At 64.7% G+C, this 24,284-nt stretch carries 24 protein-coding genes and 1 tRNA gene; 16 read left to right on the forward strand and 9 right to left on the reverse strand.

All coding sequences use genetic code 11. From position 1 onward, the window contains the following. Positions 1 to 46: 46 nt before the first annotated feature. A complete protein-coding gene (locus tag VWZ85_RS18185; RefSeq protein ID WP_416589390.1) occupies positions 47 to 1,408 on the reverse strand; it encodes a DUF2927 domain-containing protein in 1,362 nt (453 codons plus the stop codon). Between the two features lie 331 nt (positions 1,409 to 1,739). Between VWZ85_RS18185 and VWZ85_RS18190 the strand changes: the two genes are divergently transcribed. From VWZ85_RS18190 to VWZ85_RS18200, 3 genes are all read left to right on the forward strand, one after another. Then, complete coding sequence (locus VWZ85_RS18190; protein WP_340545171.1) at positions 1,740 to 2,117, forward strand: hypothetical protein; 378 nt, start codon at positions 1,740 to 1,742, stop codon at positions 2,115 to 2,117. A 1-nt stretch (position 2,118) separates the two neighbouring features. Then, positions 2,119 to 2,475: a helix-turn-helix domain-containing protein gene (locus tag VWZ85_RS18195; RefSeq protein ID WP_416589349.1), complete on the forward strand. Its 357-nt coding sequence runs from the start codon at positions 2,119 to 2,121 to the stop codon at positions 2,473 to 2,475. A 220-nt stretch (positions 2,476 to 2,695) separates the two neighbouring features. After that, positions 2,696 to 3,433, forward strand: coding sequence for a hypothetical protein (locus VWZ85_RS18200; RefSeq protein ID WP_416589350.1), 738 nt, complete (start codon positions 2,696 to 2,698; stop codon positions 3,431 to 3,433). 70 nt (positions 3,434 to 3,503) lie between these two features. On the opposite strand, the gene VWZ85_RS18205 is transcribed toward VWZ85_RS18200, so the two are convergent. Beyond that, positions 3,504 to 4,343 (reverse strand): AAA family ATPase, encoded by an 840-nt coding sequence (locus VWZ85_RS18205; RefSeq protein WP_340545174.1) that lies wholly within the window; start codon positions 4,341 to 4,343, stop codon positions 3,504 to 3,506. 193 nt (positions 4,344 to 4,536) lie between these two features. Here VWZ85_RS18205 and dksA point away from each other — a divergent pair, with 193 nt between their 5' ends. The 3 genes from dksA to VWZ85_RS18220 all read left to right on the forward strand — a co-directional run bounded on the left by dksA (position 4,537) and on the right by VWZ85_RS18220 (position 6,744). After that, a complete protein-coding gene (gene dksA, locus VWZ85_RS18210) occupies positions 4,537 to 4,959 on the forward strand; it encodes an RNA polymerase-binding protein DksA (RefSeq protein ID WP_340545175.1) in 423 nt (140 codons plus the stop codon). Between the two features lie 119 nt (positions 4,960 to 5,078). After that, on the forward strand, positions 5,079 to 6,305 hold the full coding sequence (locus VWZ85_RS18215; protein WP_416589351.1) for an FAD-dependent monooxygenase: 1,227 nt from the start codon (positions 5,079 to 5,081) through the stop codon (positions 6,303 to 6,305). Between the two features lie 232 nt (positions 6,306 to 6,537). Then, complete coding sequence (locus VWZ85_RS18220; protein WP_014874221.1) at positions 6,538 to 6,744, forward strand: cold-shock protein; 207 nt, start codon at positions 6,538 to 6,540, stop codon at positions 6,742 to 6,744. Positions 6,745 to 6,974: 230 nt separating this feature from the next. Here VWZ85_RS18220 and xth read toward each other — a convergent pair whose 3' ends face one another. Next, positions 6,975 to 7,781, reverse strand: a complete 807-nt coding sequence (gene xth, locus VWZ85_RS18225; RefSeq protein ID WP_416535899.1) for an exodeoxyribonuclease III — start codon at positions 7,779 to 7,781, stop codon at positions 6,975 to 6,977. Positions 7,782 to 8,168: 387 nt separating this feature from the next. Here xth and VWZ85_RS18230 point away from each other — a divergent pair, with 387 nt between their 5' ends. Both VWZ85_RS18230 and VWZ85_RS18235 read left to right on the forward strand, forming a co-directional pair. Next, a complete protein-coding gene (locus VWZ85_RS18230; RefSeq protein ID WP_416554096.1) occupies positions 8,169 to 8,420 on the forward strand; it encodes a hypothetical protein in 252 nt (83 codons plus the stop codon). A gap of 78 nt (positions 8,421 to 8,498) precedes the next feature. Then, the gene (locus VWZ85_RS18235; protein WP_416589353.1) at positions 8,499 to 9,728 is read left to right on the forward strand and encodes a DUF6902 family protein; all 1,230 of its coding nucleotides are present in this window, start codon (positions 8,499 to 8,501) and stop codon (positions 9,726 to 9,728) included. 132 nt (positions 9,729 to 9,860) lie between these two features. On the opposite strand, the gene VWZ85_RS18240 is transcribed toward VWZ85_RS18235, so the two are convergent. Next, positions 9,861 to 10,184 (reverse strand): HesB/IscA family protein, encoded by a 324-nt coding sequence (locus VWZ85_RS18240; protein ID WP_014874225.1) that lies wholly within the window; start codon positions 10,182 to 10,184, stop codon positions 9,861 to 9,863. Positions 10,185 to 10,283: 99 nt separating this feature from the next. Between VWZ85_RS18240 and VWZ85_RS18245 the strand changes: the two genes are divergently transcribed. From VWZ85_RS18245 to VWZ85_RS18280, 8 genes are all read left to right on the forward strand, one after another. Then, a complete protein-coding gene (locus VWZ85_RS18245; protein ID WP_416537758.1) occupies positions 10,284 to 11,465 on the forward strand; it encodes a deoxyguanosinetriphosphate triphosphohydrolase in 1,182 nt (393 codons plus the stop codon). Between the two features lie 121 nt (positions 11,466 to 11,586). Beyond that, a complete protein-coding gene (locus VWZ85_RS18250; protein WP_102877579.1) occupies positions 11,587 to 11,901 on the forward strand; it encodes a YciI family protein in 315 nt (104 codons plus the stop codon). 188 nt (positions 11,902 to 12,089) lie between these two features. Continuing rightward, positions 12,090 to 13,835 carry an arginine--tRNA ligase gene (gene argS, locus VWZ85_RS18255; RefSeq protein ID WP_416589354.1) on the forward strand — a complete coding sequence of 582 codons (1,746 nt, stop codon included), beginning with the start codon at positions 12,090 to 12,092 and terminating at the stop codon, positions 13,833 to 13,835. A 92-nt stretch (positions 13,836 to 13,927) separates the two neighbouring features. Continuing rightward, positions 13,928 to 15,292 (forward strand): SPOR domain-containing protein, encoded by a 1,365-nt coding sequence (locus tag VWZ85_RS18260; protein ID WP_416589355.1) that lies wholly within the window; start codon positions 13,928 to 13,930, stop codon positions 15,290 to 15,292. A 149-nt stretch (positions 15,293 to 15,441) separates the two neighbouring features. Then, positions 15,442 to 16,446 (forward strand): beta-N-acetylhexosaminidase, encoded by a 1,005-nt coding sequence (gene nagZ, locus VWZ85_RS18265; RefSeq protein WP_416542873.1) that lies wholly within the window; start codon positions 15,442 to 15,444, stop codon positions 16,444 to 16,446. Next, positions 16,439 to 17,230, forward strand: a complete 792-nt coding sequence (locus VWZ85_RS18270; RefSeq protein WP_340545184.1) for a segregation and condensation protein A — start codon at positions 16,439 to 16,441, stop codon at positions 17,228 to 17,230. The genes nagZ and VWZ85_RS18270 overlap by 8 nt, the downstream gene beginning before the upstream one ends. Continuing rightward, entirely contained in the window at positions 17,230 to 17,892 is a 663-nt protein-coding gene (scpB, locus tag VWZ85_RS18275; protein WP_340545185.1) for an SMC-Scp complex subunit ScpB, read from the forward strand. Before VWZ85_RS18270 ends, scpB begins: the two co-directional genes overlap by 1 nt. A 104-nt stretch (positions 17,893 to 17,996) precedes the next feature. Then, positions 17,997 to 18,203 (forward strand): hypothetical protein, encoded by a 207-nt coding sequence (locus VWZ85_RS18280; RefSeq protein WP_340545186.1) that lies wholly within the window; start codon positions 17,997 to 17,999, stop codon positions 18,201 to 18,203. Between the two features lie 24 nt (positions 18,204 to 18,227). On the opposite strand, the gene VWZ85_RS18285 is transcribed toward VWZ85_RS18280, so the two are convergent. The 5 genes from VWZ85_RS18285 to VWZ85_RS18305 all read right to left on the reverse strand — a co-directional run bounded on the left by VWZ85_RS18285 (position 18,228) and on the right by VWZ85_RS18305 (position 24,274). Continuing rightward, complete coding sequence (locus VWZ85_RS18285) at positions 18,228 to 19,346, reverse strand: 2'-deoxycytidine 5'-triphosphate deaminase (RefSeq protein ID WP_340545187.1); 1,119 nt, start codon at positions 19,344 to 19,346, stop codon at positions 18,228 to 18,230. 111 nt (positions 19,347 to 19,457) lie between these two features. Further along, positions 19,458 to 19,534, reverse strand: a tRNA-Pro gene (locus VWZ85_RS18290). Positions 19,535 to 19,623: 89 nt separating this feature from the next. Beyond that, positions 19,624 to 22,851, reverse strand: a complete 3,228-nt coding sequence (locus tag VWZ85_RS18295; RefSeq protein WP_416589356.1) for a MerR family transcriptional regulator — start codon at positions 22,849 to 22,851, stop codon at positions 19,624 to 19,626. A 29-nt stretch (positions 22,852 to 22,880) separates the two neighbouring features. Beyond that, positions 22,881 to 23,183: an integration host factor subunit alpha gene (ihfA, locus tag VWZ85_RS18300; RefSeq protein ID WP_008207184.1), complete on the reverse strand. Its 303-nt coding sequence runs from the start codon at positions 23,181 to 23,183 to the stop codon at positions 22,881 to 22,883. A gap of 119 nt (positions 23,184 to 23,302) precedes the next feature. After that, positions 23,303 to 24,274, reverse strand: coding sequence for a beta-ketoacyl-ACP synthase III (locus tag VWZ85_RS18305; protein WP_340545189.1), 972 nt, complete (start codon positions 24,272 to 24,274; stop codon positions 23,303 to 23,305). Positions 24,275 to 24,284 lie beyond the last annotated feature (10 nt).

The raw sequence follows: 24,284 nt of genomic DNA on the forward strand, positions 1-24,284 counted from the left end.
GGGGCCGCCGCGGGCCGGGTCAAGCCGGTGCGCCCCTCAGCTGCGGTTATTGCGGCGGCGCCAGGGCTGCGATTTCGCGCATTGCCCCCCGGACCGCCCAATCCGGGCCAAACCCGTATCGCGCCCACCCCTGACTGTCCAGCCTGACCGCATAGGCAGCGTCAGTTTGCCCCTCCAGCAGCAGCGCCTCGGCCTCCAGCAGCATCAGGCTCGACAACAGCACCGCATTCTCGCCGCGCGCTGCCACCGGCAGGGCAGGGCGGATCCGCGCCAGGGCGCTGGCGCCGTCGCCGCGCACGATGTCAAAGGCCGCCATGCGGCTGGCGATCTGCGCGCGCAGCAGCGGGCTGTCATAGCGCCCCTGCAAATAGATCAGCGCGGTCTCGAAATGCTGCTGCGCCAGCTCCGGCTCGTCCCGCTGCAAAATGCGCCCCAGCACATAGTGGTTGAACGCCCGCCGGTGATCCTGCCAGCCCAGATCGCGGGCAATGGCGGCGCCGCGATGGGCGGCCTGCAAACGGGTGCCGCGGCCAGTGCCCGGTGTCAGCGCCGCCTCGGTCGCGCGGATCCAGTCCCGAGAGGTGCGCGGCAGTGGCGCCGCGGCGCGCCCGGCACCTGCCGGGTTCAGCCGTGCCAGAATGGCAGGCAGGCGCGCGGCCACCTCGGCCCGTGTCATGCCGGTACGCAGCTCGGGCGCATAGCCCAGCCGCAGGATCAGCATGTCAAACCCGGTCAGTACCGTATGGATATTGTCATCGTTGAACACCGAATCCGGCAGCCGGTAGAGATCGTTCAGCGGCCCGATCGCCTGCGCCAGCTCTTCGTGCAGGCAGTCGCGGGTCTCTTGCGGGCTGACATCATTCGGCACAAAAATCGCCAGCCGCTGACGGGCGCGCAGATTGGCCCAATTGGTGCGCGGATGGCGCTTGTAGCGGCGATACTCCGCCAGCGAGCTGACGTTGGGGACCACGAAACAGGCCGCCCGGGGCGAGGCGCGGCGGATCGCCTTGCGCGGCACGGCTTCGATGGTGATATTGGCCGCCCCGGTGGTCATCTGCCGCAGGTCCAGCCCCGCTTCTCGGCGCAGCCGCAGCAGCAGCACCTCCAGATCGCGGGTCAGCCCGCTGCCCGGCTGGCCGGTGACGCGCAGCGTGATCGGAGTTTCAAACCGGGTAAACACAGGCAGTTCGGTGCCGCCTTCGAGCTGGAAATGCAGATCCAGGAAATCCCGTGCGATATCGCTGTTGGCCCGCTGCGGAACCACCGGATGGGCACGGGCAAAGCTCTTGGCCGGGGCCAGCGCCGCCGTGGCCGCGCCGCGGTGACCGGGGGCCGGCGGGGCGCTTCCGGTGCCACATCCCGCCAGTGTGGCGAGCAGCACCAGCGCGGCGCAGCCACGCCGGAACACGCGGGACGGGGCAGCCGCCGGGCCGCTGCTGCCGCTGGCAGGCTTGCGCGGGGCCGCGATGGGGGGCCGGAATGTGAACAAGCGATATCTCCTGCGGCGCGATCGCCCCAGCTTGTGCCAAGACAGGGTTAAAAATCAATGTTATGGCTGGCCTTATCGCAGCGGTGTGACAATGAGAAGAGCCACCCGGCATCACATTGACGGCAAAATTTCGCCCGCGCCGCGGGCGGTGCGTCTCTGTTGATGCAGACAGAGGTTGTGCATCACGGCGGGTCCGATCAACCCTGCCAGCGGTGACGGAACGCAGAGACAGGTTGAAAAGGCTACGCCAATGGCGTATATACGCAAAGAGACACAGAAATGCCTGCGGGTGGATTATCGCATCACCCCGGTCGCGGTCGAGGACGCCATCCACGCCTATCTAGACGAGGATGAGCTGGCCCGGCTGATCGCAACCCTGGTGCGCGACCCCACCATCGGGCGCAAGACGGATGAAGATTACACCCATGTCGCCGGGGATCTGGCGCTGCGCTACCGCATCCATCAGGCCAGCCCTGATCTGATGATGGTCTATGTGCTGCGGATCCACCGCCGACAGCCCGATCCGCGGCTGTCCGGCTTGATGGCGCAGGGGGCACGGGCAGTGCGGGATCTGGCCCTGGATGTGGTCAAATCCCGGATCAAGGCACTATTGAAGGAGGGCAACTGACATGGCAGATCATCGGGCAGAGCATCACGCACGGCGTCGAACCGGCAGCCGTATCCGCCAGCAAAGCGAAGCGGACCGCGACGCCATGGCGCTCAAACAGATGCAGGAGGACATCTCCGGCAAGACGCCCTTGGAGACCATCGCAACCCGCGAGGTGCCGATGGTGGATGTCGTGCGCCTGCGCAAGACCCTCGGCATGTCGCAGGAACGCTTTTGCAGCCACTTCGGCTTTCGCCTCGGCTCGGTGCGCAACTGGGAACAGGGCCGCCGCCTGCCGGAACGTCCCGCCCGCATCCTCTTGCGCATGATCGAGGATGACCCCGAGCGCGTCGAACGCTTCCTGCGCGAGGCGTATTGACCTTGTGACCGCTTCCATGCGGGCAGGGCAGGCCGACGGGGCAATCCCGCGGTGCCCCCCCACACCGCAGACGGAAGACGCGGCATAGGCGCCGGTCCAGCCCACTGGCGCACTCAGCCGTCAGCAGGCCGGTGTATGTGCCGCCCCCTTACCAACCCGTCGCGTCGCCGCGCACCATGCGTGAGCACCGTAAACAACGCTCAGCGATCAGGGAGCGGACGTGCCTCCATCACAGCTTACAATCACACCCCGGCTGTCCTGCGATGATCTGGTCACATGGGCGCATCGCGGACCCGGCGACAGGCTCGTCGTGTGTTTTTCAGGGATTGGCAAGGATGCCGAAACCTGCCCGCCTTATGAATTCGCGCGAAGCGCGACGGGAAATGGCCGCCACAACACCCTGTTCATCGCGGATCCGCAGCGAAGCTGGCTGAACACGCCGGGTCTTCTGAGCCGCATCGGTGCCGAAATTGAGAGTTACCGCGCGATATGCGGCGCCACCCGTGTGATTGCGATGGGCCATTCCATGGGCGGCTTCAGCGCCATCGTCGCATCCTCCGTTACCCGCATAGACGCCGTTCTCGCCTTTGCGCCGCAGATTTCGATCCACCCCGATATCGTGCCTGACGAAACACGCTGGGCGGCCTATCGCAACCGGATCTCGCATTACGAGGTGCAATCTGCTGCCGATCATTTTCGTGACGGCACGGATTATACCGTCATCCACGGGCGACATGGCCGCGAGGCACCGCAACGGGACCGCTTTCCCCGGCGCGACACCCTTCGCCACTATGTGATGCCCGGCACCCATCATAATGTCCCGCAACGGCTCAAACAGCTGAACTGTCTGGAGCAGGTCGTGCACCTTGCCATCGAAGGGCGCCCGCGCAAGCTGCGGCTTCTGTTGAAGCAGACAGCGCAGGCCTATTTACGACCAGAAGAGCAACAGCCCGTCTGATACGGAAGCAAGGACAAAAAAGGCCCGCAACAAGGGGGGGGCCTCTGGTCTGATCCTGCGCGGCTGGCCTTCAGCGACGTCCCCGCGCCATAAAGGCGAGCCGCTCGAACAGATGCACATCCTGTTCGTTCTTCAGCAGCGCGCCATGCAGTTTCGGCAGCGCATCCGCGCCATCGCGCTTCAGATCTTCCGCGCTCAGATCCTCGGCCAGGAGCAGCTTCAGCCAGTCCAGCACCTCTGAGGTCGAAGGTTTCTTCTTCAACCCGGCCGTATCGCGGATCTCGTAGAACTGCGTCAGCGCGGTGGTCAGCAGGCTGTCCTTGATACCGGGATGATGCACCTCGACGATCTTGCGCATGGTTTCGGCATCGGGAAACTGGATGTAGTGAAAGAAGCACCGACGCAGAAACGCGTCCGGCAGTTCCTTTTCATTGTTGGAGGTGATGATCATGATCGGGCGCTGCCTGGCCCGGATCGTCTCGCCGGTTTCGTAGACATGGAACTCCATCTTGTCGAGCTCCTGCAACAGGTCGTTCGGGAACTCGATATCGGCCTTGTCGATTTCGTCAATCAGCAGAACGACCTTCTCATCGGCCTCAAAGGCCTCCCAGAGCTTGCCTTTCTTGATGTAGTTCCTGACGTCATGCACCCGCTCGTCGCCCAGCTGACTGTCGCGCAGCCGACTGACCGCATCGTATTCATACAGCCCCTGCTGCGCGCGGGTGGTGGATTTCACGTTCCATTCGATCATCCGCAGTCCCAGCGCATCCGCCACCTGCCGCGCCAGCTCGGTCTTGCCGGTGCCCGGCTCGCCCTTCACCAGCAGCGGCCGCTCCAGAGTGACCGCGGCATTGACCGCGATTTTCAGATCTTCGGTCGCGACATAATCCTTAGTGCCCTGAAACTGCATGTCTTTCCTGCCTCGTTGCCTCGCTGCAACCCCTGGGGGCGCTCTTATGCAGGTTTTAACCCTTTGTGCGTACTATTGTGTAGTGACAATCGCCTGCGCAGGGGATAAACGCTGCGGCATGCGGGGGGAGCCGCTGAGTTTGTAAACAATACCGAGGAAGACCGGCAGTATGGGGCAAACCAAAGGTAGCGAAATGAAGCAAGACGTGTTCCTGCCGGATGATTATCGTCCGGCTGAAGATGAACCCTTCATGAATGACCGGCAGCAGGAGTATTTCCGTCGTAAGCTCTATGACTGGAAACAGGAACTCCTGGCCGAAAGCCGTGACACCATCGAGGGGTTGCAGGACAATACCCGCAATATTCCCGATGTTGCCGACCGCGCCAGCGAGGAAACGGACCGCGCGCTGGAACTGCGCACCCGGGACCGTCAGCGCAAACTGGTCGCCAAGATCGACGCCGCGATCCGCCGCATCGACGAAGGCGAATACGGCTATTGCGAAGTCACCGGTGAACCGATTTCGCTCAAGCGTCTGGACGCCCGGCCCATCGCCACGATGAGCCTTGAGGCACAGGAACGCCACGAGCGGCGCGAAAAAGTCCACCGCGACGACTGATTTTCTTGCATTTGTGAAAAAAATCACAACGCCGGGGCCTGTCGCTCCGGCGTTTTTCGGTTATCTGGGGGTATCGCCTGGCCAGAACGGACCGGTCGGCGTGCAGACAGCGGGACAGCATGAGACTGACAGACCGGAAAATCACCATCATCGGCGCGGGCATCGGTGGGCTGGCGGCGGCACTGGCGTTCAGCCAGCAGGGCGCCGAGGTCACGGTCCTCGAACAGGCCGAGGCGATCACCGAGGTCGGCGCGGGTATTCAGATCAGCCCCAATGGTGTTGCGGTTCTGCGCGCGCTGGGGCTGGCCGATGATCTCGCCTGGACTGCGCCGCGCGCCCGTGCGGTGGTTCTGCGCAGCCACCGGCGGGGCCGGGAGGTGCTGCGTCTGGATCTCGACCAATATGCGCCGGGGCGGAATTTCTACTTTGTCCACCGCGCCGATCTGATCAACCTGCTGGCTGATGCCGCACGTCGCAGCGGCGTCAAGGTGCGGCTGTTGCAGAAGGTCGACCGCATCAGCTGCGGCGCCCGGCCGGTGGTGCATCTGGCCAATGGCGCGCAATGCGGCGGCGATCTGGTGATCGGCGCAGACGGGTTGCACTCCAAGGCGCGCGCCGCGCTGAACGGCGTGGCCAAACCGCGCTTTACCGGGCAGGTGGCCTGGCGCGCTACGGTTGCCAATCTTCACAATCACCCGGCCGAGGCCCAGGTCTTCATGGGGCCGGGTCGCCATCTGGTCTCCTATCCGCTGCGCGACAGCAGCCTGATGAACATCGTCGCGGTGCAGGAACGCAAGACCTGGGCGGATGAGGGCTGGCATCAGCAGGATGACCCCGAAAACCTGCGCGCCGCCTTCCAGGGCTTTGGTGGCGCTGCCGCAGAATTGTTGGGGCAGGTCGATCAGGTGGCGCTCTGGGGGCTGTTCCGCCATCCGGTGGCCGAAGTCTGGCACAAGGGCGCGCTGGCGATCATGGGCGATGCCGCGCATCCCACGCTGCCGTTCATGGCTCAGGGTGCGAACCTCGCGCTTGAGGATGCCTGGGTGCTGGTTGATGCCCTGCGCACCGCCAAGACCACCGAGGCCGGTCTGGTCGCCTATCAGGCGCGCCGCTACGACCGCACCGCCCGGGTTGTCGATGTCGCCACCGGCAATGCCTGGAAATACCACCTGCGCCAGCCGCTGGCCTGGCCTGCGCATCAGATCCTGCGCCTTGGCGGTCGCCTCGCGCCCCAGCGCATGGTGCAGCAATTCGACTGGATCTACGGCCATGACGTCACCGGCGACAGCGCGGCTCCAGCCGAAAACGACCCCGGCACCGGCGGCCCCGTCACCACGCTGGCCTGACCGGCGGGCAGGCCGTCAGAACCTGGGGCGCGGCGCTGGAGCTGGCGCATTCGCACACCCTCGTGCGCAACAATCCGCAGTTGCTGCTTGCTTAGTTGCACAAAGGCAGGTAGGGAGGTCGGGTTAGGTTATCTCTATCGACTTTTCTGCTCCTTACGGCTCAGCGATGCGATCTTGCACTGACTGGCCGAGCTGCCGCATTCCGCGGGTGGCATTTTTTAGGAGACTTACGATGGCTAATGGCACCGTAAAATGGTTCAACTCTACTAAAGGTTTTGGTTTTATCGCCCCCGAGGGCGGTAGCAGAGACGTGTTTGTGCATATCTCGGCGCTTGAGCGCGCAGGCCTGACCACACTGAATGACGACCAGAAAGTCACATTCGATATCGAAGCCGGTCGTGATGGCCGCGAAAGCGCAGCCAATCTGGCTCTCGCCTAAGCTTTTGCCCCTGCGGGGGTATCTGCTGAGATGATATTCGGGCGCATCGGAAACGATGCGCCCTTTGTTGTTCTTGCGGACTTGTTTGTGCGGAGTTGTCCGTGCCGAGATGAAATCTTTGCGGACCTCAGGGGCGGGCCGATATCAGCGGCCCGCGCGCCGTTAGGGCTGACCCCGGTCAATCCGCCGGATCGCCCGCGACCCGGCACTCAGGCTGCTGCCTTATCCGCCTATAGGTCCAGATCAACCCAGACCGGCACATGGTCTGACGGTTTGTCGCGGCCGCGCACCTCCTTGTCGATCTGGCAGTCGCGCAGCAGATCGGCGGCCTGCGGGCTCAGCAGGAAATGGTCGATGCGGATGCCGTTGTCGCGGTTCCAGGCCCCGGCCTGATAATCCCAGAACGAATAATGCCCCGGCCCCTGATGGCGGGCGCGGAACGCTTCGGTAAAGCCGAGTGCGACAATCCGCTGGAATGCCGCCCGGCTTTCGGGGCGGTGCAGCGCGTCGTCTTTCCAGGCTTCGGGCGTCTTGGCGTCTTCGGCCTGCGGAATGATATTGTAATCCCCGGCCATCAGCGCGGGCATTTCCTCGGCCAGCAGATCCTTGGCCCGCTGCCGCAGCCGCTCCATCCAGGCCAGTTTATAGGCGTATTTGCCGCCGTCGACCGGCTGTCCATCTGCGTCCAGCTCAACCGGGTTGCCATTGGGCAGATAAAGCCCGCAGATGCGGATCGCCTGTTTGCCCACCACGGTTGCCTCGATCCAGCGCGCCTGTTCGTCGCTGTCATCTCCCGGCAGGCCGCGCCGCACATCCTCCAGCGGCAGCTTCGACAGGATCGCCACCCCGTTGAAACTCTTCTGGCCATGGGTTTCAACATTGTAGCCCCGGTCCTCGAACAGCTCACGCGGAAAGGCCTCATCGACCGATTTGATCTCCTGCAGCACCACCACATCGGGTTGCGCCTCATCCAGCCATTCCGGCAGCGCATGGATGCGGGCCTTGATGCCGTTGATGTTGAAGGTGGCGATTTTCATATCCGGTCTCCTGCCTCAATGGCCCGCAGCGGGGCGCCTGATCTATCGCGCAATCCGGGCGAGGGGGCAAGGGCGCGCCCCGGCGACAGCAGCGAATCAGCAGCACGCGATCCGCTCGGTCTCGCCCTCCCGGCTGCCGGGTGATTTGCAGCTCTGCAAAATCATCGCCTGACGGTCTGCTTATGCTTTGTGCGTCTGCGGTTGTGGATAGCTCTGTGGCTAACCTGTGCAGAACCTGCCATTCGGTTCAGGATCAACGGATTGACGCTCCTTCCTAAACCGTGGACCTATCAGAAAAACAACCGATAGGCGTGTTTATCAGTTGCGAAACAGGCATCCCGTGCCAATCGTCGACGGGTGTTTTTCACCTAGAACGGGAGACGATCCATGACCACTTCAACCTTGCGCCACGACCTCTTTGCACAGCCGTCGACACCTGCGGCGGCGGAGCTTCATACCGGCGATCTTCATGCCGGGGACGGGGTCGAGATGTTCTCCTCCGGTTCGATCTGCCGCGAGGGCGACGGCAATCTGGGTGCGGGCGCAGGCACCGCGCTGTTCTCCTCCGGTTCCGCCCCGCAGGCCGATGGCGCCACCACCACCGGCGCGGCCACCGGCCTGTTCTCCTCCGGCAGCTAAGCCGCGATGAGCCAGCCCCCCGGCAGCCCGTCTGACGGTTGACGGGCACAGGGCGCGTTCCATCTTGGTGCTTCAACCATGACCATCATCCTGCCTTTCAAGATCCCGGACGCCGAAACTCGCGCGTCCGCAGATGGCCCGCCCGACCATCCGCCTCCCTCTGGACCGGGGCGGCGGGGCACGGCGCCGGGTACATCGGCTGCAACATGGGTCGAGAGCTTTGCCTGCCACCGGCGCCGGCCGCAGGAGGTCTACTGGCTGAAGGAGAACGCAGAACTGCTGAGCCTGCTGCGGGTGATGCAGCAGCGGGCCGGGGGACCGGCAGGCGCAGGGGGGATCGGCGGCGAGGCGGCGCTGTCCCCCCTGCGACCCTTCTGTGACGGCGCCGCGCGCCAACTGCGGTTTTTCCCGCAATACTATCGCTTTATCCTGTCGATCTGCCTCGACTACGAAGATCTGACCGGCACGCCCGCCGCCGCAGCGGAGCTGGCACATTGGGCCGCGGCTCAGGGTCTCGTGGAGGCGGAACTGTCGGATCTGCAACGCGCTGAGGCACAGCAGCTGCTGGCCCGCCGTGGCATTGCGCTGCCGGTTGATCCTGGGCTTGCGGACCGGCTGCGCCGCTTCACCCGCCGCAGCGCGACCTTTGCGATCCCCAATCGCAAGGCTGCCTACGAGCTGACCCATATCGTGTTCTACCTCTCCGATTACGGGTGGCGGGATCCGGGGCTGGACGCCCGCGCCCTGCAAAGCCTGACCTACGCCGGGCTGTTGGCCTGCCTTGATCAGGATCTGGACCTGTTGGCCGAGATCTGCATTGCCCTGCGCTATGCCGGCGCGACGCCTCCGCCCTATTGGGAGCAGCTGCTTAGCCACGCGACCGCGCAGTTTACCCTGACACCAGACGGGTTTGACGGGCGCATGGATGGCTATCACGCCTGTTTCGTTACGCTGTGGTGGCAGCAGGTAACCGCGGTGGGCCGGAGAACCGAGCCCGCCTGCCGGCTCCCCGCAGGCGCCGGGCAGGCCCTGCATATCGCCGCCCCCGCCACCCGCAGCCTGCTGGCGCCGCTGTCGGTCTGGCTGATGGAGGCAGGCGCTGGACCCGGCCGGACAGCACCCGCACTCTGGCAGGATGCCCTCAGCCATATGGCGGCGCACTCCGGTCCCGACGCCCGCAAACAGTTGCGGAACCTGCAAAACAGCACCCCCGCATTCGAGGCGTTCTGGCAGATCTTCAGCAGGGCGGGGGACTGTCACGCCCGATATCGACGGATCGGGGCAGGGGGGCTCAGCCTGTCGCCGTGATCAAAACGCGCCAGCCCGTTTAGCGGCGACGCTCCGGCCATATGGCAGCGATCACGGATCTGGTCCGCAGGGCACCGCGCGGCCAGCATCACTTAGCGCAAACCGATGGTCATGCAGCCCCTGCGGGCGTTTCTACATCGAAAACGAGGTGCCGCAGCCGCAGCTTGAGGTGGCATTGGGGTTGTTGATCACAAACCGCGCGCCAATCAGCTCTTCGGTAAAGTCGATCACCGCGTTTTCCAGAAACGGTAGCGAGACCTCATCCACCACCACCTTCTGCCCCTGACCCTCAAGGATCAGATCATCGGCCTGCGGGGCATCCAGCGCAATTTCGTACTGAAACCCGGAACAGCCGCCGCCTTCGACAGCCACGCGCAGCGCCTGACCCTGATCGGCGGCGCCGATTTCGGCCAGCCGGGCAAAGGCGCGCTCGGTCACTTTTGGAGGCAATTGCATCTCTGGTCTCCCAATACGGTGATCACTGCCGTGTTGCAGCTGAGTTCATAATATAGAAAGGTGACGCCACAGGGACAAGATTGACTGGGGAAAAGATTAGTGACCTACGCGCCTTATGCGACCATGCCCGACCGTAGCCGTGGCCGCCAAGTCCCCGAAGAAGAAAGCAGTTTCCGCTCCCCCTATCAGCGCGACCGTGACCGGATCATCCACGCCAGCGCCTTTCGCAGGCTGAAACACAAAACCCAGGTCTTTGTCGAACATGAAGGCGACAATTATCGCACCCGGCTCACCCATTCGATCGAGGTGGGGCAGGTGGCGCGGACCATAGCGGGCGCACTTCGGCTCAATCAGGAACTGACCGAGGCGGTGGCGCTGGCGCATGATTTGGGACACACGCCCTTTGGCCACACCGGCGAGGATGCGCTGCATGCGCTGATGGCCCCCTATGGCGGCTTTGATCACAATGCGCAGGCCATCCGCATCGTCACCTCGCTGGAACGGCATTACGCCGAATTCGACGGGCTGAACCTCACCTGGGAAACCCTTGAGGCGATTGCCAAACATAATGGTCCGGTTGTGGGCGATCTGCCCTGGGCGCTGGCCGAATGCAATGCGGCGCTGGATCTGGAGCTGCACACCCATGCCAGCGCCGAGGCGCAGGTTGCGGCCTTGGCCGATGACATCGCCTATAACAACCACGACCTGCACGACGGTCTGCGTGCCGGGCTGTTCACCGATGCCGATATTGCCGAGCTGCCGGTGATCGGCCCGGCCTATCAGGCGGTGGATCGCCGTTATCCCGGCCTTGACGCGCGCCGCCGCCGGCATGAGGCGCTGCGGCGGGTCTTTGGCGTGATGGTCAGCGATGTGATCGACGGCGCCCGCGCCCGTCTTGCTGCCAGCGGCGCGCAAAGCGTCGAGGATGTGCGTGCCCTGGGCGCGCCCGTGGTGGTGTTCTCCGATGCGCTCTGGGCCGACCTGAAGGAAATCCGCGCCTTTCTCTTCACCCGCATGTACCGCGCGCCCAGCGTGATGCGCAAACGCGCTGAGGTCTCCAAGGTGGTGGAGGCGCTGTTTCCGCATTTCCTCAACCATCCGGCAGAGATGCCCGCGCGCTGGCAGGGCGATATCGCCGCCGCCACTGATGAAACCGCTCTGGCCCGGATCGTGTCGGATTACATCGCAGGCATGACCGACCGCTTTGCATTGCAGGAGCACCGCCGCCTGTTCCCGGCTGAGGCCGCTGCCGCTGCGGCAGATCTGCAAGCCGGGCAATAGGCGCGGGCTGCGCTGCGACTGGCGGTAACGCTGACGCCAACTGGCACTATCCTGAGGCAGGTCCGATGCGGTTTCATGGGGCAGACGCCCAGAACCGCAATCGCAGATGCAAGAGGCCGCCATGGCAAGCAATGGCATGACGCATTGGACCGTGACCTTTCAGGATGCGCCAGAGATGGCGCGGATCCGCGCGGATCGCCCGCGCCGGGATGCTCATATCGCCTTTGTACGCGCCCATCCCGAATTGCAGATCGGCGGCGCATTGGCGATGCGGCCCGAGCAGGATTTTCCGGGGGCGATCTGGAATGTCGAGGCGGCCAGCCGCGATGAGGTTGAGCGTCTGATTCTGCGCGACCCCTATTATGTCGCCTCGCTGCGCCGGTATCAGATCACCAGATGGGGCCGTCTGCCGGCCCGTGATGTACCGGTTGCCTGACCTGCCGCGCCTTCGTGCGCATATCCCGTAACCTCGCCCCGCGCGCAATTTTCTTCACCCGGAAAATTGACCGGAAAACGGGAATTTTCCGGGACGCCCCCGCTGCTGATGGTGATGGGTTCTGCAATCCTGTTGACCCTTCCTGCCGCCCCCGGTATCCGCTGTGCTGAACAGTTGGGACGCCAGATATGAACCTCTTTACCGATATCCGCTCGCTCGTGATCGACAGCCTGACCGCCATGACCGGCGAGGGCGCGCTGCCCGAAGGGCTCGATTTTGCCAATGTGGCGGTGGAGCCGCCGCGCGATGCCGCCCATGGCGACATGGCGACCAATGCGGCGATGGTGCTGGCCAAGCCCGCCAGGATGAAGCCGCGCGACATCGCCGAGGCGCTGGCGGCCAAGCTGGCCGCGGACGATCGGATCACCAGCGCTGAGGTCGCAGGCCCAGGCTTCCTGAACCTGCGGCTGGCTCCGGGCATCTGGCAGGGCGTGCTGAAATCGGTCCTGGACGCAGGCACGGATTTCGGCCGCTCGGACGTCGGCGCGGGCAAGCGCGTGAACGTGGAATATGTCTCCGCCAACCCGACCGGCCCGCTGCATGTGGGTCACACCCGCGGCGCGGTCTTCGGCGATGCGCTGGCGGCGCTCCTGGCCTATGCCGGCTATGACGTCACCCGCGAATATTACATCAATGACGGCGGCGGTCAGGTCGATGTGCTGGCGCGCTCTGTCTACCTGCGCTACCTCGAGGCACACGGGCAGGACGTGGCCTTTGCCGATGGCACCTATCCGGGTGATTATCTGGTTCCCGTCGGGCAGGCGCTGAAGGACAAGGTGGGCGATGCCTATGTCGACCAGGGCGAAGATGTCTGGCTGGCCGAGGTGCGCGAATTCGCAACCGATGCGATGATGCAGCTGATCCGCGAGGATCTGGCCCAGCTTGGCATCGAGATGGATGTGTTCTACTCGGAAAAATCCCTCTACGGCACCGGCAAGATCGAGGCCGCGCTGAAGGAACTGGATGCCAAGGGGCTGATCTATCAGGGCGTGCTGGAACCGCCGAAGGGCAAGAAACCCGACGATTGGGAACCGCGCGAACAGACCCTGTTCAAATCCACCGATCACGGCGACGACGTTGACCGGGCAGTGAAGAAATCCGATGGTTCCTGGACCTATTTCGCGCCCGACATCGCCTATCACTACGATAAGGTTGAGCGCGGCTTTGACGAGCTGATCGACATTTTCGGCGCCGACCACGGCGGCTATGTCAAACGGATGAAGGCGGCCGTTTCGGCGCTGTCCGATGGCCGGGTGCCGCTGGATATCAAGCTGTGCCAGCTGGTGAAGCTGTTCAAGGACGGTCAGGAATTCAAGATGTCCAAACGGGCAGGGACCTTTGTCACCCTGCGCGATGTGGTCGATGCCGTCGGCGCCGATGTCACCCGTTTCATGCTGCTGACGCGCAAGAACGATCAGGGTTTCGATTTCGACCTCGACAAGGCGCTGGAGCAGTCCAAGGACAACCCTGTGTTCTATGTGCAATACGCCAATGCGCGGATCTGCTCGACCCTGCGCAAGGCGGCAGAGGCCGGGATTGCGACCGACGAGGCCACGCTGGCCGCGGCCGACCTGTCGCTTCTGGACGATTCTGCCCAGCTGGCGGTGGCCAAGAAGCTGGCCGAATGGCCACGTCAGGTGGAAATCGCCGCCCGCACCCACGAGCCGCACCGGGTTGCCTTCTATCTCTATGATCTCGCCTCGGAACTGCACGGGCTGTATCACCTTGGCAAAACCAACGAAGGTTTACGTTTTGTTAACGAGAGCAACCCATCTGCAACACATGCAAAAATGGCACTGGCCAAGACCGTTTCCATTGTCATTTCTGCCGGTCTTGGTATTCTTGGGGTCACACCGGCGCAGGAGATGCGATAGCTAAAATCGCCCAGGCCGCCGGATCGAGGCAGATCATCAAGTAGAAACCCGGATCGGCGCATTGCGTGCCGTCTGCGGGCAGTGAGGCGGAAATGGCGTATTTTACGCAGGCAGGTCACGGCCAGTCGTATTCCAATGGTGGGGACCGTTCTTCGGCCTCCGCCACTGAAACACAGGGCACCCGGCAGGAGCCTTCCTTTGCCGATGCGCATCTGCCCTATCCGCAGCCCAAACACCCCTTCGGATTCGATCCGCAGACATCGGCCGCCGCGCCACAGGCCCAGCAGCCGGCAGCGGGCGGCTATTTTGCGCAGCCCCATACATCCCCCGGACAGGGCGCGCAGTCCTACAGCCCCTATCAGCAGCCAGCGCCCAGCTATGGTGCCTCCGCGCAGGACGCCTATAGCGGGCCGGGCACCGGTCAGGGGCATCGCTACGATGACTACGGGTTTAGCCCGGAACCGGCAGGGGCCGGTCGCGCCGGCCTCAGCAAGGCGTTCAGCGTCCTTGGCGCCGTGGCCTCGCTTGCATTGGTCGCAGGCATCGGTCTCTGGGGCTACCAGCTGATTTCCCGCGATGTCAGCGGCGTGCCGGTCGTGCGCGCCGTCGAAGGCCCGCTGCGGGTGCAGCCCGAGAACCCCGGCGGCCTGCCCGCCGACCATCAGGGGCTTGCCGTCAATGCGGTTGCCGCCAATGGCAATGTCGAAACTCCCGCCGACCGGCTGACACTGGCGCCGCAGGACGTGCAGCTGACCGAGGATGACCAGCCCATGCAGGCGGCGCTCACCACCGGTGCTGCACGGATCAACGACACCCGCGATGGCGCGGCTGATGCCGCTGCGGTGGCCAATGCCGATACAGGCAGGCTCTCCAGCGAAGCGGTCGCGGCCTATCAGGGCGGCGATATCGACGCGCTGGTGGCTGAGCTGACGGAGGATTTCGCCCCTCTGGGGGAGGAGACCCTGCGCGGCGCCGAACAGCTGTCGGCTTCCGCCACAGCCCCGGCCATCGTTCAGCCACAACCCCTACAGGCCGTGAGCGTCGCGGCCGTGGCGCCCGCGCCAAATGCAGCCCTGCGCAATGCCCCCGGTGTGCGCGTCTCGCTGCGCCCCGCCGCGCGGCCCGCCCGTTTTTCACCAAGCCGCGCCACAGCGCCTGCGCCGGTTGCGCAGACCACGCAGGATGTCTCGCCCGACAGCCTGCCCGCAGGCACCCGTCTGGCCCAGCTCGGCGCCTATGAAAGCGCCGAGGTCGCGCGCGCCGAATGGGATCGCATCCACGGACGCTTCGCCGATTATCTGGAAGGCAAGAAACGGGTGATCCAAAAGGCGGAAAGCGGAGGTCGCACCTTCTACCGCCTGCGCGCGATGGGCTTTGACGACCTCTCCGATGCGCGCCGTTTCTGCTCCGCTCTGGTGGCAGGCAACGCCGACTGTATCCCCGTGACCACCCGCTAGGACATGGGCCTCCCCCCGACACCTCCGCGCCCGGCTCCAGCCGGGCGTTTGTCGTTTTCCATCCGGCAAACTGCTGCCAGTTTGACCCATCCGGCCATGGCGCCGCCCCCGACACTGGTGTATCAGCGCCCCAGCACAAGAGGATCGCAATGCGTTACGGAGCCACAATTCTAGATGCCGAAGGTCTGCGTCTCAGCGCCGCCGAAAAGGCGCTGTTCGCCCGCGCCAATCCCTTTGGCTTCATCCTGTTTGCCCGCAATATCGACAGCGCCGAGCAGACCCGCGCGCTCTGTGATGAACTGCGCGAGGCGGTTGGCCGCAACTGTCTGATCACCATCGACCAAGAGGGCGGCCGCGTGCAGCGCCTGCGCCCGCCGCTGGCACGCCAGTGGCGGCCCGCGCTGGATCACGCGGCGGCTGCCGGGGCAGGGGCGGATCGCGCCATGTATCTGCGCGCCCGCCTGATCGCGGAGGAGCTGCGCGGGCTGGGCATCGACAGCAACTGCGCACCGCTGGCCGATGTGGCCGGTCCCGATACCCACCCGTTTCTCCAGAACCGCTGTTACGGCAGCGATCTGGCGGCGGTGGTGCGCCGCGCCCGCGCCACCGCCGACGGCCTGCTGGATGGCGGCGTCGTGCCGGTGGTGAAACATATCCCCGGCCATGGCCGCGCGACGCTGGACAGCCACAAGGACCTGCCCCGCATCAGCGCGCCGCTGGATCAGCTGACCGGCTCGGATTTTGCTGCCTTTGCCGCGCTGAATGACCTGCCGATGGGGATGACCGCCCATCTGGTCTATGAGGCGCTGGACAGTCGCCCCGCCACCCTGTCGCCCCGCGTCATGCAGATGATCCGCACCGACATCGGTTTTGACGGGCTGATCATGAGCGATGACATCTCGATGAAGGCGCTGAGCGGCACACCGCAGGATATCGCCCGCGACACGCTGGCGGCAGGCTGCGATGTGGTCCTGTTCTGCAACGCCCCGCTGGATGAGCGCGCCGCCGTGGCGGAGGCTTCGGGCCAGATGAGCGTGGCTGCACAGGCCCGCGCCGAACAGGCCGAGGCCGCTCGCCGCGCTCCGGCCACGCTTGACATAACCGCGGCCGAGGCCGAACTATCAGCCCTCATGGGCGGACAGGTATATGGCTGACACTTTGTTTGACGACGACGCGACCAGCGTCGAGGAGCGGCTCGCGGCCGAAGCATTGATCGTGGACGTTGACGGCTACGAGGGGCCGCTGGACGTGCTCTTGTCGCTCTCGCGCACGCAAAAGGTCGACCTGCGCCGCATTTCGGTGCTGGAACTGGCGCGCCAATACCTCAGTTTCGTGGAAAAGGCCCATGAGCTGCGTATCGAACTGGCCGCCGATTATCTGGTCATGGCGGCCTGGCTTGCCTATCTGAAATCCCGCCTGCTGCTGCCGCCCGACCCGACGGAGGACGGCCCCTCCGGTGAGGAACTGGCGGCGCATCTGGCCTTCCAGCTGGAGCGGCTTCAGGCCATGCGCGACAGTGCCGCCCGCCTGATGGCGCGCGATCAGCTGGGCCGCAACTTCTTTGCCCGTGGTCAGGGTGAGGATGTGACCCGCATCCGCACCGTCAGCTATTCGGCCAATCTCCTGGACCTGATGCAGGCCTATGCCCGGATCCGCACCCGCGATGATTTCCGCCCCTTCGTGCTGGACCGCGAGGCGATCTTTACCATGGAGGCGGCGCTGGAACGGATGCGCCACCTGATCGGCTACACCGGCAGCTGGACCGATATGCTGACCTATCTGCCCGATGGCTGGCACTCCGACCCGATGAAACGCCGCTCCGCCACCGCCTCCACCTTTGCCGCCTCGCTGCAACTGGTGAAAGAAGGCCGGCTGGAGCTGCGACAGAGCGAGACCTATGCGCCCATTCAGCTGCGCATTCGTGACAAGGATACCTGATGGACGACCACAGCCAGAACACTGTTGCGGAGGAAACCCAAACCCTCTTCGACGCGCCCCCCATGGCCGAACAGGAGCGCATGGTTGAAGCGGTGCTCTTTGCCAGCGCCGAACCAGTGACGGTACGTGATCTTGAGGCGCGGATGCCGCACGGCTGCGAACCGGGCACCGCGCTGGAGCACCTGCGCAAACGCTACGACGGGCGCGGCGTCAATATCGTGCGCGTCGGCGATGCCTGGGCGCTGCGCACCGCCTCTGACCTTGGCTTTCTGATGCAGAAGGAAACGGTCGAAACCCGCAAACTCTCACGCGCGGCCATCGAAACCCTTGCGATCATTGCCTATCACCAGCCGGTCACCCGCGCCGAAATCGAAGAGGTGCGCGGCGTGTCGGTGTCGCGCGGCACCATCGACCAGCTTCTGGAAATGGACTGGATCCGCCTTGGCCGCCGCAAGATGACACCGGGCCGCCCGGTGACCTTTGTGGTGACACCCACGTTCCTCGATCACTTCGGGTTGGAAAGCGCCCGTGACCTGCCCGGCCTCAAGGAGCTGCGCGCCGCAGGTCTGCTGGAAAACCGCCCGCCACCGGGCAGCCTGCCTCTGGGCGGGCGCGGCGACAGCGACGAGGTCGAGGAACAGCCGGAACTCTTTGGCGACTGAGGGCGGGCCGCCGCGCCGCAAAAGGGCCGCAAACCTCTGCGATACTGCCGGTTCACGCGGTGAGATCCGCGTGCAACAGATGCCAGGGCCAAGGAGTGACGCAGATGAGCATAGACCGGTTGATCAACATGATCCTGCGCCGTCTTGTGGGCCGCGCGGTCAATGCAGGCGTCAACGCCGGGATCAGGGCAATCGCCAAGCGCGACAAGGGTCAGGGCACGGAAAAATCCGCGCGCCCGCTGCCACAGGACAAGGCAACCGCCCAGAAGGCGCGCCTGACCGGGCGCAATACCCGACCCCCACGGTTCTAGGCTCAGGCTCCCGCAGTCAGGGCGTCAGCCCTTGGTTTGGGGTTTGAAATGCTTTGATAGCTTTAGCCCCTGACCCTGATAGTTTGATGCGATATCAACGCCATAGAGCTGTTCGGGGACTTCCGACATCTTCTCGTAGACCAGCCGCCCCACGACCTGCCCGTGCTCCAGCACAAAGGGCGCATCATGGCAGCGCACTTCCAGAACGCCACGCGATCCGGCCCCGCCAGCGGCAGCATAGCCAAAACCGGGATCAAAGAAGCCCGCGTAATGCACCCGGAATTCGCCGACCATCGCCAGATAGGGCGCCATTTCGGCAGCATAATCCGGCGGGATGGCAATCGCCTCGCGGCTCACCAGAATGTAGAACGCACCGGGATCCAGAATGATCTGCCCCTTGGTGGTGCGGACCTCTTCCCAGTACTCCGCCGGATCGTAATGGCCGAGCTTTGACAGATCGACCACACCGGTGTGATGTTTGGCGCGGTATCCCACCAGATCGCCCCGCTCAGGCCGAAGATCGACGGAGAAGCCCAGACCGTCGGAGATCACCGGTGTTCCCGACACAATCGGCGTCGCCTCATGCACTGCGCGCAGCTCCGCATCACTGAGGAATGTGCGCCCCTGACGAAAGATGATTTGCGTCAGCAGCTGCCCCGGCTGCACCACAACTGAGAAGCTCTGCGGGCAGATTTCCGCATAAAGCGGCCCGTCATAGCCATCGGTGACCCGGTCGAACTCAACCCCCTGATCGGTGATCACCCGCGTCATCACATCCAGCCGCCCGATGGAGGATTTGGCGCTCGCGGCGGCTGTCATTCCCTCGGGCAGACGGATCCGCTCCATCAGCGGCACCACATAGACGCAGCCCTTTTCCAGCACCGCACCACCGGTCAGCGCCACCCGGTGCATGGTCAGATCCTCCAGCCGGTCGGCCACCGTGCGCCCCAGACCGGGCAGAAAGGAGGCCCGCACCCGATAGGCACAATCGCTCAGCCGCAGATCAAGGCTCGCCGGTTGGATCTGGTCATTCAGGATCGGAGAAGAAGCGGAAATCGCAGCCTCGGTGATCATCTGGCGGATTTGGCGATCCGACAGCACGCCCTGTGCCGCTCCGCTCACGAGCCGTGGTTCTGATGTCATCCCGATCCTCCCAACGCTTTATTATCAATACCTTGCACGAAAGGCAGATACAAAAACACCCACCCCAAAGAGGGGCGGGCGTTTTTTAGCCCCTTGCGAGGCGGGGTATTTTGGTCGGGCTAGCAGGACTCGAACCTGCGACCTTCCGTCCCCCAGACGGACGCGCTACCAGGCTGCGCTATAGCCCGTTGCGCTGGTTTCTACCCGTTTTTCCGGCAGGGGCAAGCGAAAAAACCAGATTATTTCGCCGCCTCCGCAAGATTAATGTGACGCGACCCTAGGCAGCGCCCCGATGCGCCCGCAATGCCTCGGCACAGGCGCGGGCCTGTCCGACATGATCCGCAGGCAGCTGCGCAATCCCCGCAAGCCGCGACAGCGCGCGGGAGGTCTGCGCAGCGCGCGGCTCCGCCTCATCGGGGATATCAATCACCAGCGGTCGAAGCTCCGGCGCCGCAGCCTCGGTGGGATCGCCGGCGGTAGGGGTGTCAGCGGCAGATGTATCAGCGGTCGGCAGGTCCGCTTCGGCCACATCGGCTGCGGGGAGATCGGGTTCGACAAGTTCCTGCCCAGCCGGGGCGGAAACCGGCGCGGCAGCCTCTGTCGGTTCATCCAGCGCCGGCGCCGTCTCCGTGACCTCTGCGACCTCGATAACCTCGGCCATCGCCTCCTGGTCCGGCGTCGCCGCATCCACAGGCTCTGCGAGCGGCGTGGTCTGCGCCAGCTCTTCAGGCTCTGCCAATTCGGTTGCCGCGCCCAGTTCGACAGGGGCGGTCAATTCGCTCGGCGGGCTCAGCTCGCCCGTGGCAGCCAGATCGGAGCCACCCGCGGGCATCGCAGCCGCATCCTCGTCATGTGGCTCAGGCGCGATAGGCTCAACCGCGCCTTCGGTCACCTCTGATGCCGGGTCAGCGGTGGCCAGTTCCGTGGCCTCCGCTTCGGGATGCTCCGGCGCGGCAGCCGCAAATCCTGCGTCCCCAAGTCCCACGAGGTCAGGTTCCGGCAGGTCAGGTTCCGGCAGCGCGGCATCCTCCTGCACCGGCGTGGTCAACAGATCCTCATCAACCGCAGGCGCAGCCAAGACCGGATCGCTGACAATGCTCGCGTCCAGCTGCGGATCCTCCAGGGCAACCGGAGCCGCAACCTCGACCTCGGCCGCAACCTCAGCCAGATCTGGCAGCTCTTCCGGCCCCGCCTCCAGTGCTGCCACAGCCTCAAGCTCCGCACGATCGGCAACCGGTTCAGGCATATCCAGCACGTCAGCCGGAGGCGCGGCGGCGTCCGGCGTCTCCGCCGCATCGGCAAAGGCCAGCGGCACATCCTCGGGCGAGGGGGCCTCGTTGTCGTCGGGCAGATGATCATCCGCTGCGTCGGTCAGCAGATCGCTGCCTGCCAGTTCGCCCGCCATCAGATCGCCATCTGCCAGCGCGTCATCTGACACATCGCTACCAGCGAAAAAGTCGGTTGTCGCTACCGGCTCGGCAGCCTCCTGTGCGACATCGGCCTCAGGATCGGCCAGCGGCTGCACTGTGACCTCTGGCACGGCCTCCGCCGCAGGCACGTCCGGCGGCATATCGCCAAGCGCGGGATCGCTGTCCAGCGCCTCAACCACGGGTGCCGGGCTGTCGCCCTGATCAAATACCACGGGATCTTGCGTATCCGTCTCGGCGGGGGCCTCGGCCATCGGCGCATCAGAGTCGGCAGCAAATACATCCGCGCCAGCACCGGCAGGGGCCTCGGCCTCATCGGCGGCAGGCGCCATTGCCATGGAAACCGGTGTTTCCACCTCGGGCGAGGCAAGCTCCTCATCCCCCCAGGGAGAGAGATTCGGCGCCTCGGCCTCGATTGATGCGTCTTCCGCAGTCTCTTCGACGGCCTCCGGGATGAGCTCAGGCTCAGGCTCGACCTCAGGCTCAGGTGCGAGGAGCGGCGCTGGCTCAGCCTCGGCTATCAGCTCCACCGGCGCGACAGTTGTCACCGGCTCGCCCGATTCTGCCATCAGCGCGGCGCTGTCAGACATGGCGCTATCAGACATGGTGCTGTCAGGCGCATATGGCGCAGGCGCGGCGCTGTCATCTGCGCCCGCATCTGTGTCCAGAGCCATGGCAACCGGGCTGTCCGCTGGACTCTCAACCGGACTCTCAACCGGCATCTCGATTGTCGCCTCCAGCGCCGGATCCGCTGACGGTTCGGCAAGCCTGTTCCCTTCCGGCGCCACCGGCGGGAGTGCCGCAGCCTCGGCGACCTCCACGGTGCCGGGGTCTTGCGACTCCGGCGTCTCCGGCCAGAGCTGCGCCTGCTCCTGCTCCGGCGCATCCGCCACAGCCTCGACAGGCGGCAGGCCCGGTTGGGTCAGCTCCGCTGCAACATCGGATGGTGCCGCCGGGGGCAGGTCCGCGATCGCGTCGGCTGTATCCGCCGGCACGGAAACGTCGGGTGTCTGCGGCATGGCCGCGTCCATCATCGGCGGGAGGTCATCCGCAGGACCATCTGCCTGTGGCGCGCTCTCGGGGGCGTCGGCCATGACATGCAGATCGCTGGTAGGTTCGGCGGCGGCAGGGATGGCGGTTTCGCTGACCGGTGCGGCAGGCGGGTGGACCGAACCGGTCTGCGCGACAGCCGCGTCAATCGGATCCATCGGCGCCATGGCAGGCTCCGCCGCAAGCGGCGCTGTCGGAGCGGGTGCAGCTGCGGCGGGTGGAACATCTGCCAGTGGGGCCATTGGTGCAGCGCCCTGAGGCTGCACAGGCGTCAGGGGGGCAGTGCCGGTTTCGGGCTGCGCCGGGACAGGGCCAGCATCGGAAGGCTGCGCCACGGCGGCGGCGTCGAAGGCGACAGCCTCAACCGGACCGGCATCCACCGGTGAGGTTGCTGCGGAGCCGATCACTGGCGCGGGCGGGCCACCTGCGGTGGGCGCTGCAGGCATTACGGGCGCAACAGGCGCGGCGGAGGCAGGGGCCATTGGTGCAGCGGCAGGAGTGGTCGCAGCGGCGGCGACAGGCGCGGCGACAGGCGCAGTGGCGGGCACGTCCGCAACAGGCATCTCAACAGCGGGGGCGGCTGCCGCCTCTGGCGTCTGCGCGGTTGCAGGCTCGGGCTCGGGCGCCTCGGCGTCGGAGAAAAGATCACCCCCGGACGGCTCCGCGCTGGCGGGTTCCTCCTGCGCCTCTGCGACCGTGGCCTCAATTGTGTCCGCCTCGACCGCGTCCGCCTCAACCGTGTCGGCATCTATCGGCGCGCCACCGCCCATCGCGGCGACATGGACCGGGCCATGTTCGCGCAACAACGCCTGCACATCCTTGATGGACAGCCCCTTGTCGTGCAGCAAGTACTTGATGCTGCTGATCAATTCCACATCGGCAGGACGATAGTACCGGCGTCCGCCTGCGCGTTTGACCGGTTTGATCTGGGTGAATTTGCTTTCCCAGAAACGCAAGACATGCGCCTGGATCCCCAGCCACTCCGCAACTTCGCTGATGGTGCGGAAGGCGTCTGGTGATTTTGACATCGCGTGGTGTGTCCCGTGGTTACTGACCGTTATTTACGGTTCCCGTCTGCCACCCGGTCCTTCATCAGATGCGATGGTCGAAAGGTCAAAACCCGGCGAGGTTGAATGGGCACCTCTTCGCCGGTCTTCGGGTTGCGGCCAACGCGGGCGGATTTATCGCGCACGCTGAATGTCCCGAAGGAAGAAATTTTGACCTGTTCCCCACGGACCAGGGCGTCAGACATATGCTGAAGCATGCTTTCCACCAGCTGCGCGCTTTCGTTGCGCGACAGGCCAACCTCGCGGAAGACCGCTTCACTCAAATCCATTCGTGTTAGTGTTTTTTCGCCCATGACTATCCCCGCTGTTTGGCAAAGCATAGGGCGGGGGGAATTTCCCTGTCAATATCAATGAATTGCATCGCGGAGTTCCGCCCGTAAAATCGCGCCGCTTCTCGGGCTGGCTTTGCCGCTTACCAGCGCAGGACAACCGATCCCCAGGCCAGACCGCCGCCGATGGCTTCGGTGACGACCAGATCGCCCTGTTTGATCTGGCCGCGTTCCTTGCCCACTGACAGCGCCAGCGGGATCGAGGCGGCCGAGGTATTGCCGTGGTCTTGCACGGTGACCACCACCTTTTCCATCGGCAGGCCCATCTTCTTGGCGGTGCCCTGGATGATGCGGATATTGGCCTGATGGGGCACGATCCAATCGACATCGGCGGCGGTCAGGCCGGCGCGCTCCAGCGCGGTATTGGCAGTGGAGGCCAGTTTCTCGACCGCATGGCGGAACACCTGATTGCCCTGCATCCGCAGATGGCCGGTGTTCTGGGTGGAAACGCCGCCATCCACATAAAGCAGATCCTTGTAGCGGCCGTCGGAATTGAGGTCGGTGGCCAGAATACCACGGTCGGCACTGGTGCCTGCGCCGTCCTGCGCCTCCAGAACCAGCGCGCCGGCACCATCGCCGAACAGCACACAGGTGGAGCGGTCGCTCCAGTCCATGATCTTGCTGAAGGTCTCGGCCCCGATCACCAGCACCTTCTCGGCCTGCCCGGAGGCCACCAGCGCATTGGCGTTGCTCAGCGCATAGACAAACCCGGCGCAGACCGCCTGCACGTCAAAGGCAAAGCCACGGGTCATGCCCAGCTGGGCCTGCACCATGGTGGCGGCAGAGGGGAAGGTGAGATCGGCGGTCGATGTGGCCACCACGATGGCGTCGATATCATCCGCGGTCAGCCCGGCATCATCCAGCGCCTTTTCGGCGGCCTTGGTGGCCATGAAGGAGGTGGTCTCGCCGTCGGCGGCGAAATGGCGGCGCTCAATCCCGGAGCGGCTGCGAATCCATTCGTCCGACGTATCTAGCGTGGCTTCGAATTCCGCGTTCTCGACCACGCGTTCAGGGAGATAATGCCCGGTCCCGACAATTACTGCGCGTCGCGTCATTCTGATGCCT

It is taken from the genome of Phaeobacter sp. JH20_29, from assembly GCF_048056175.1.
GTDB lineage: Bacteria > Pseudomonadota > Alphaproteobacteria > Rhodobacterales > Rhodobacteraceae > Phaeobacter > Phaeobacter bryozoorum.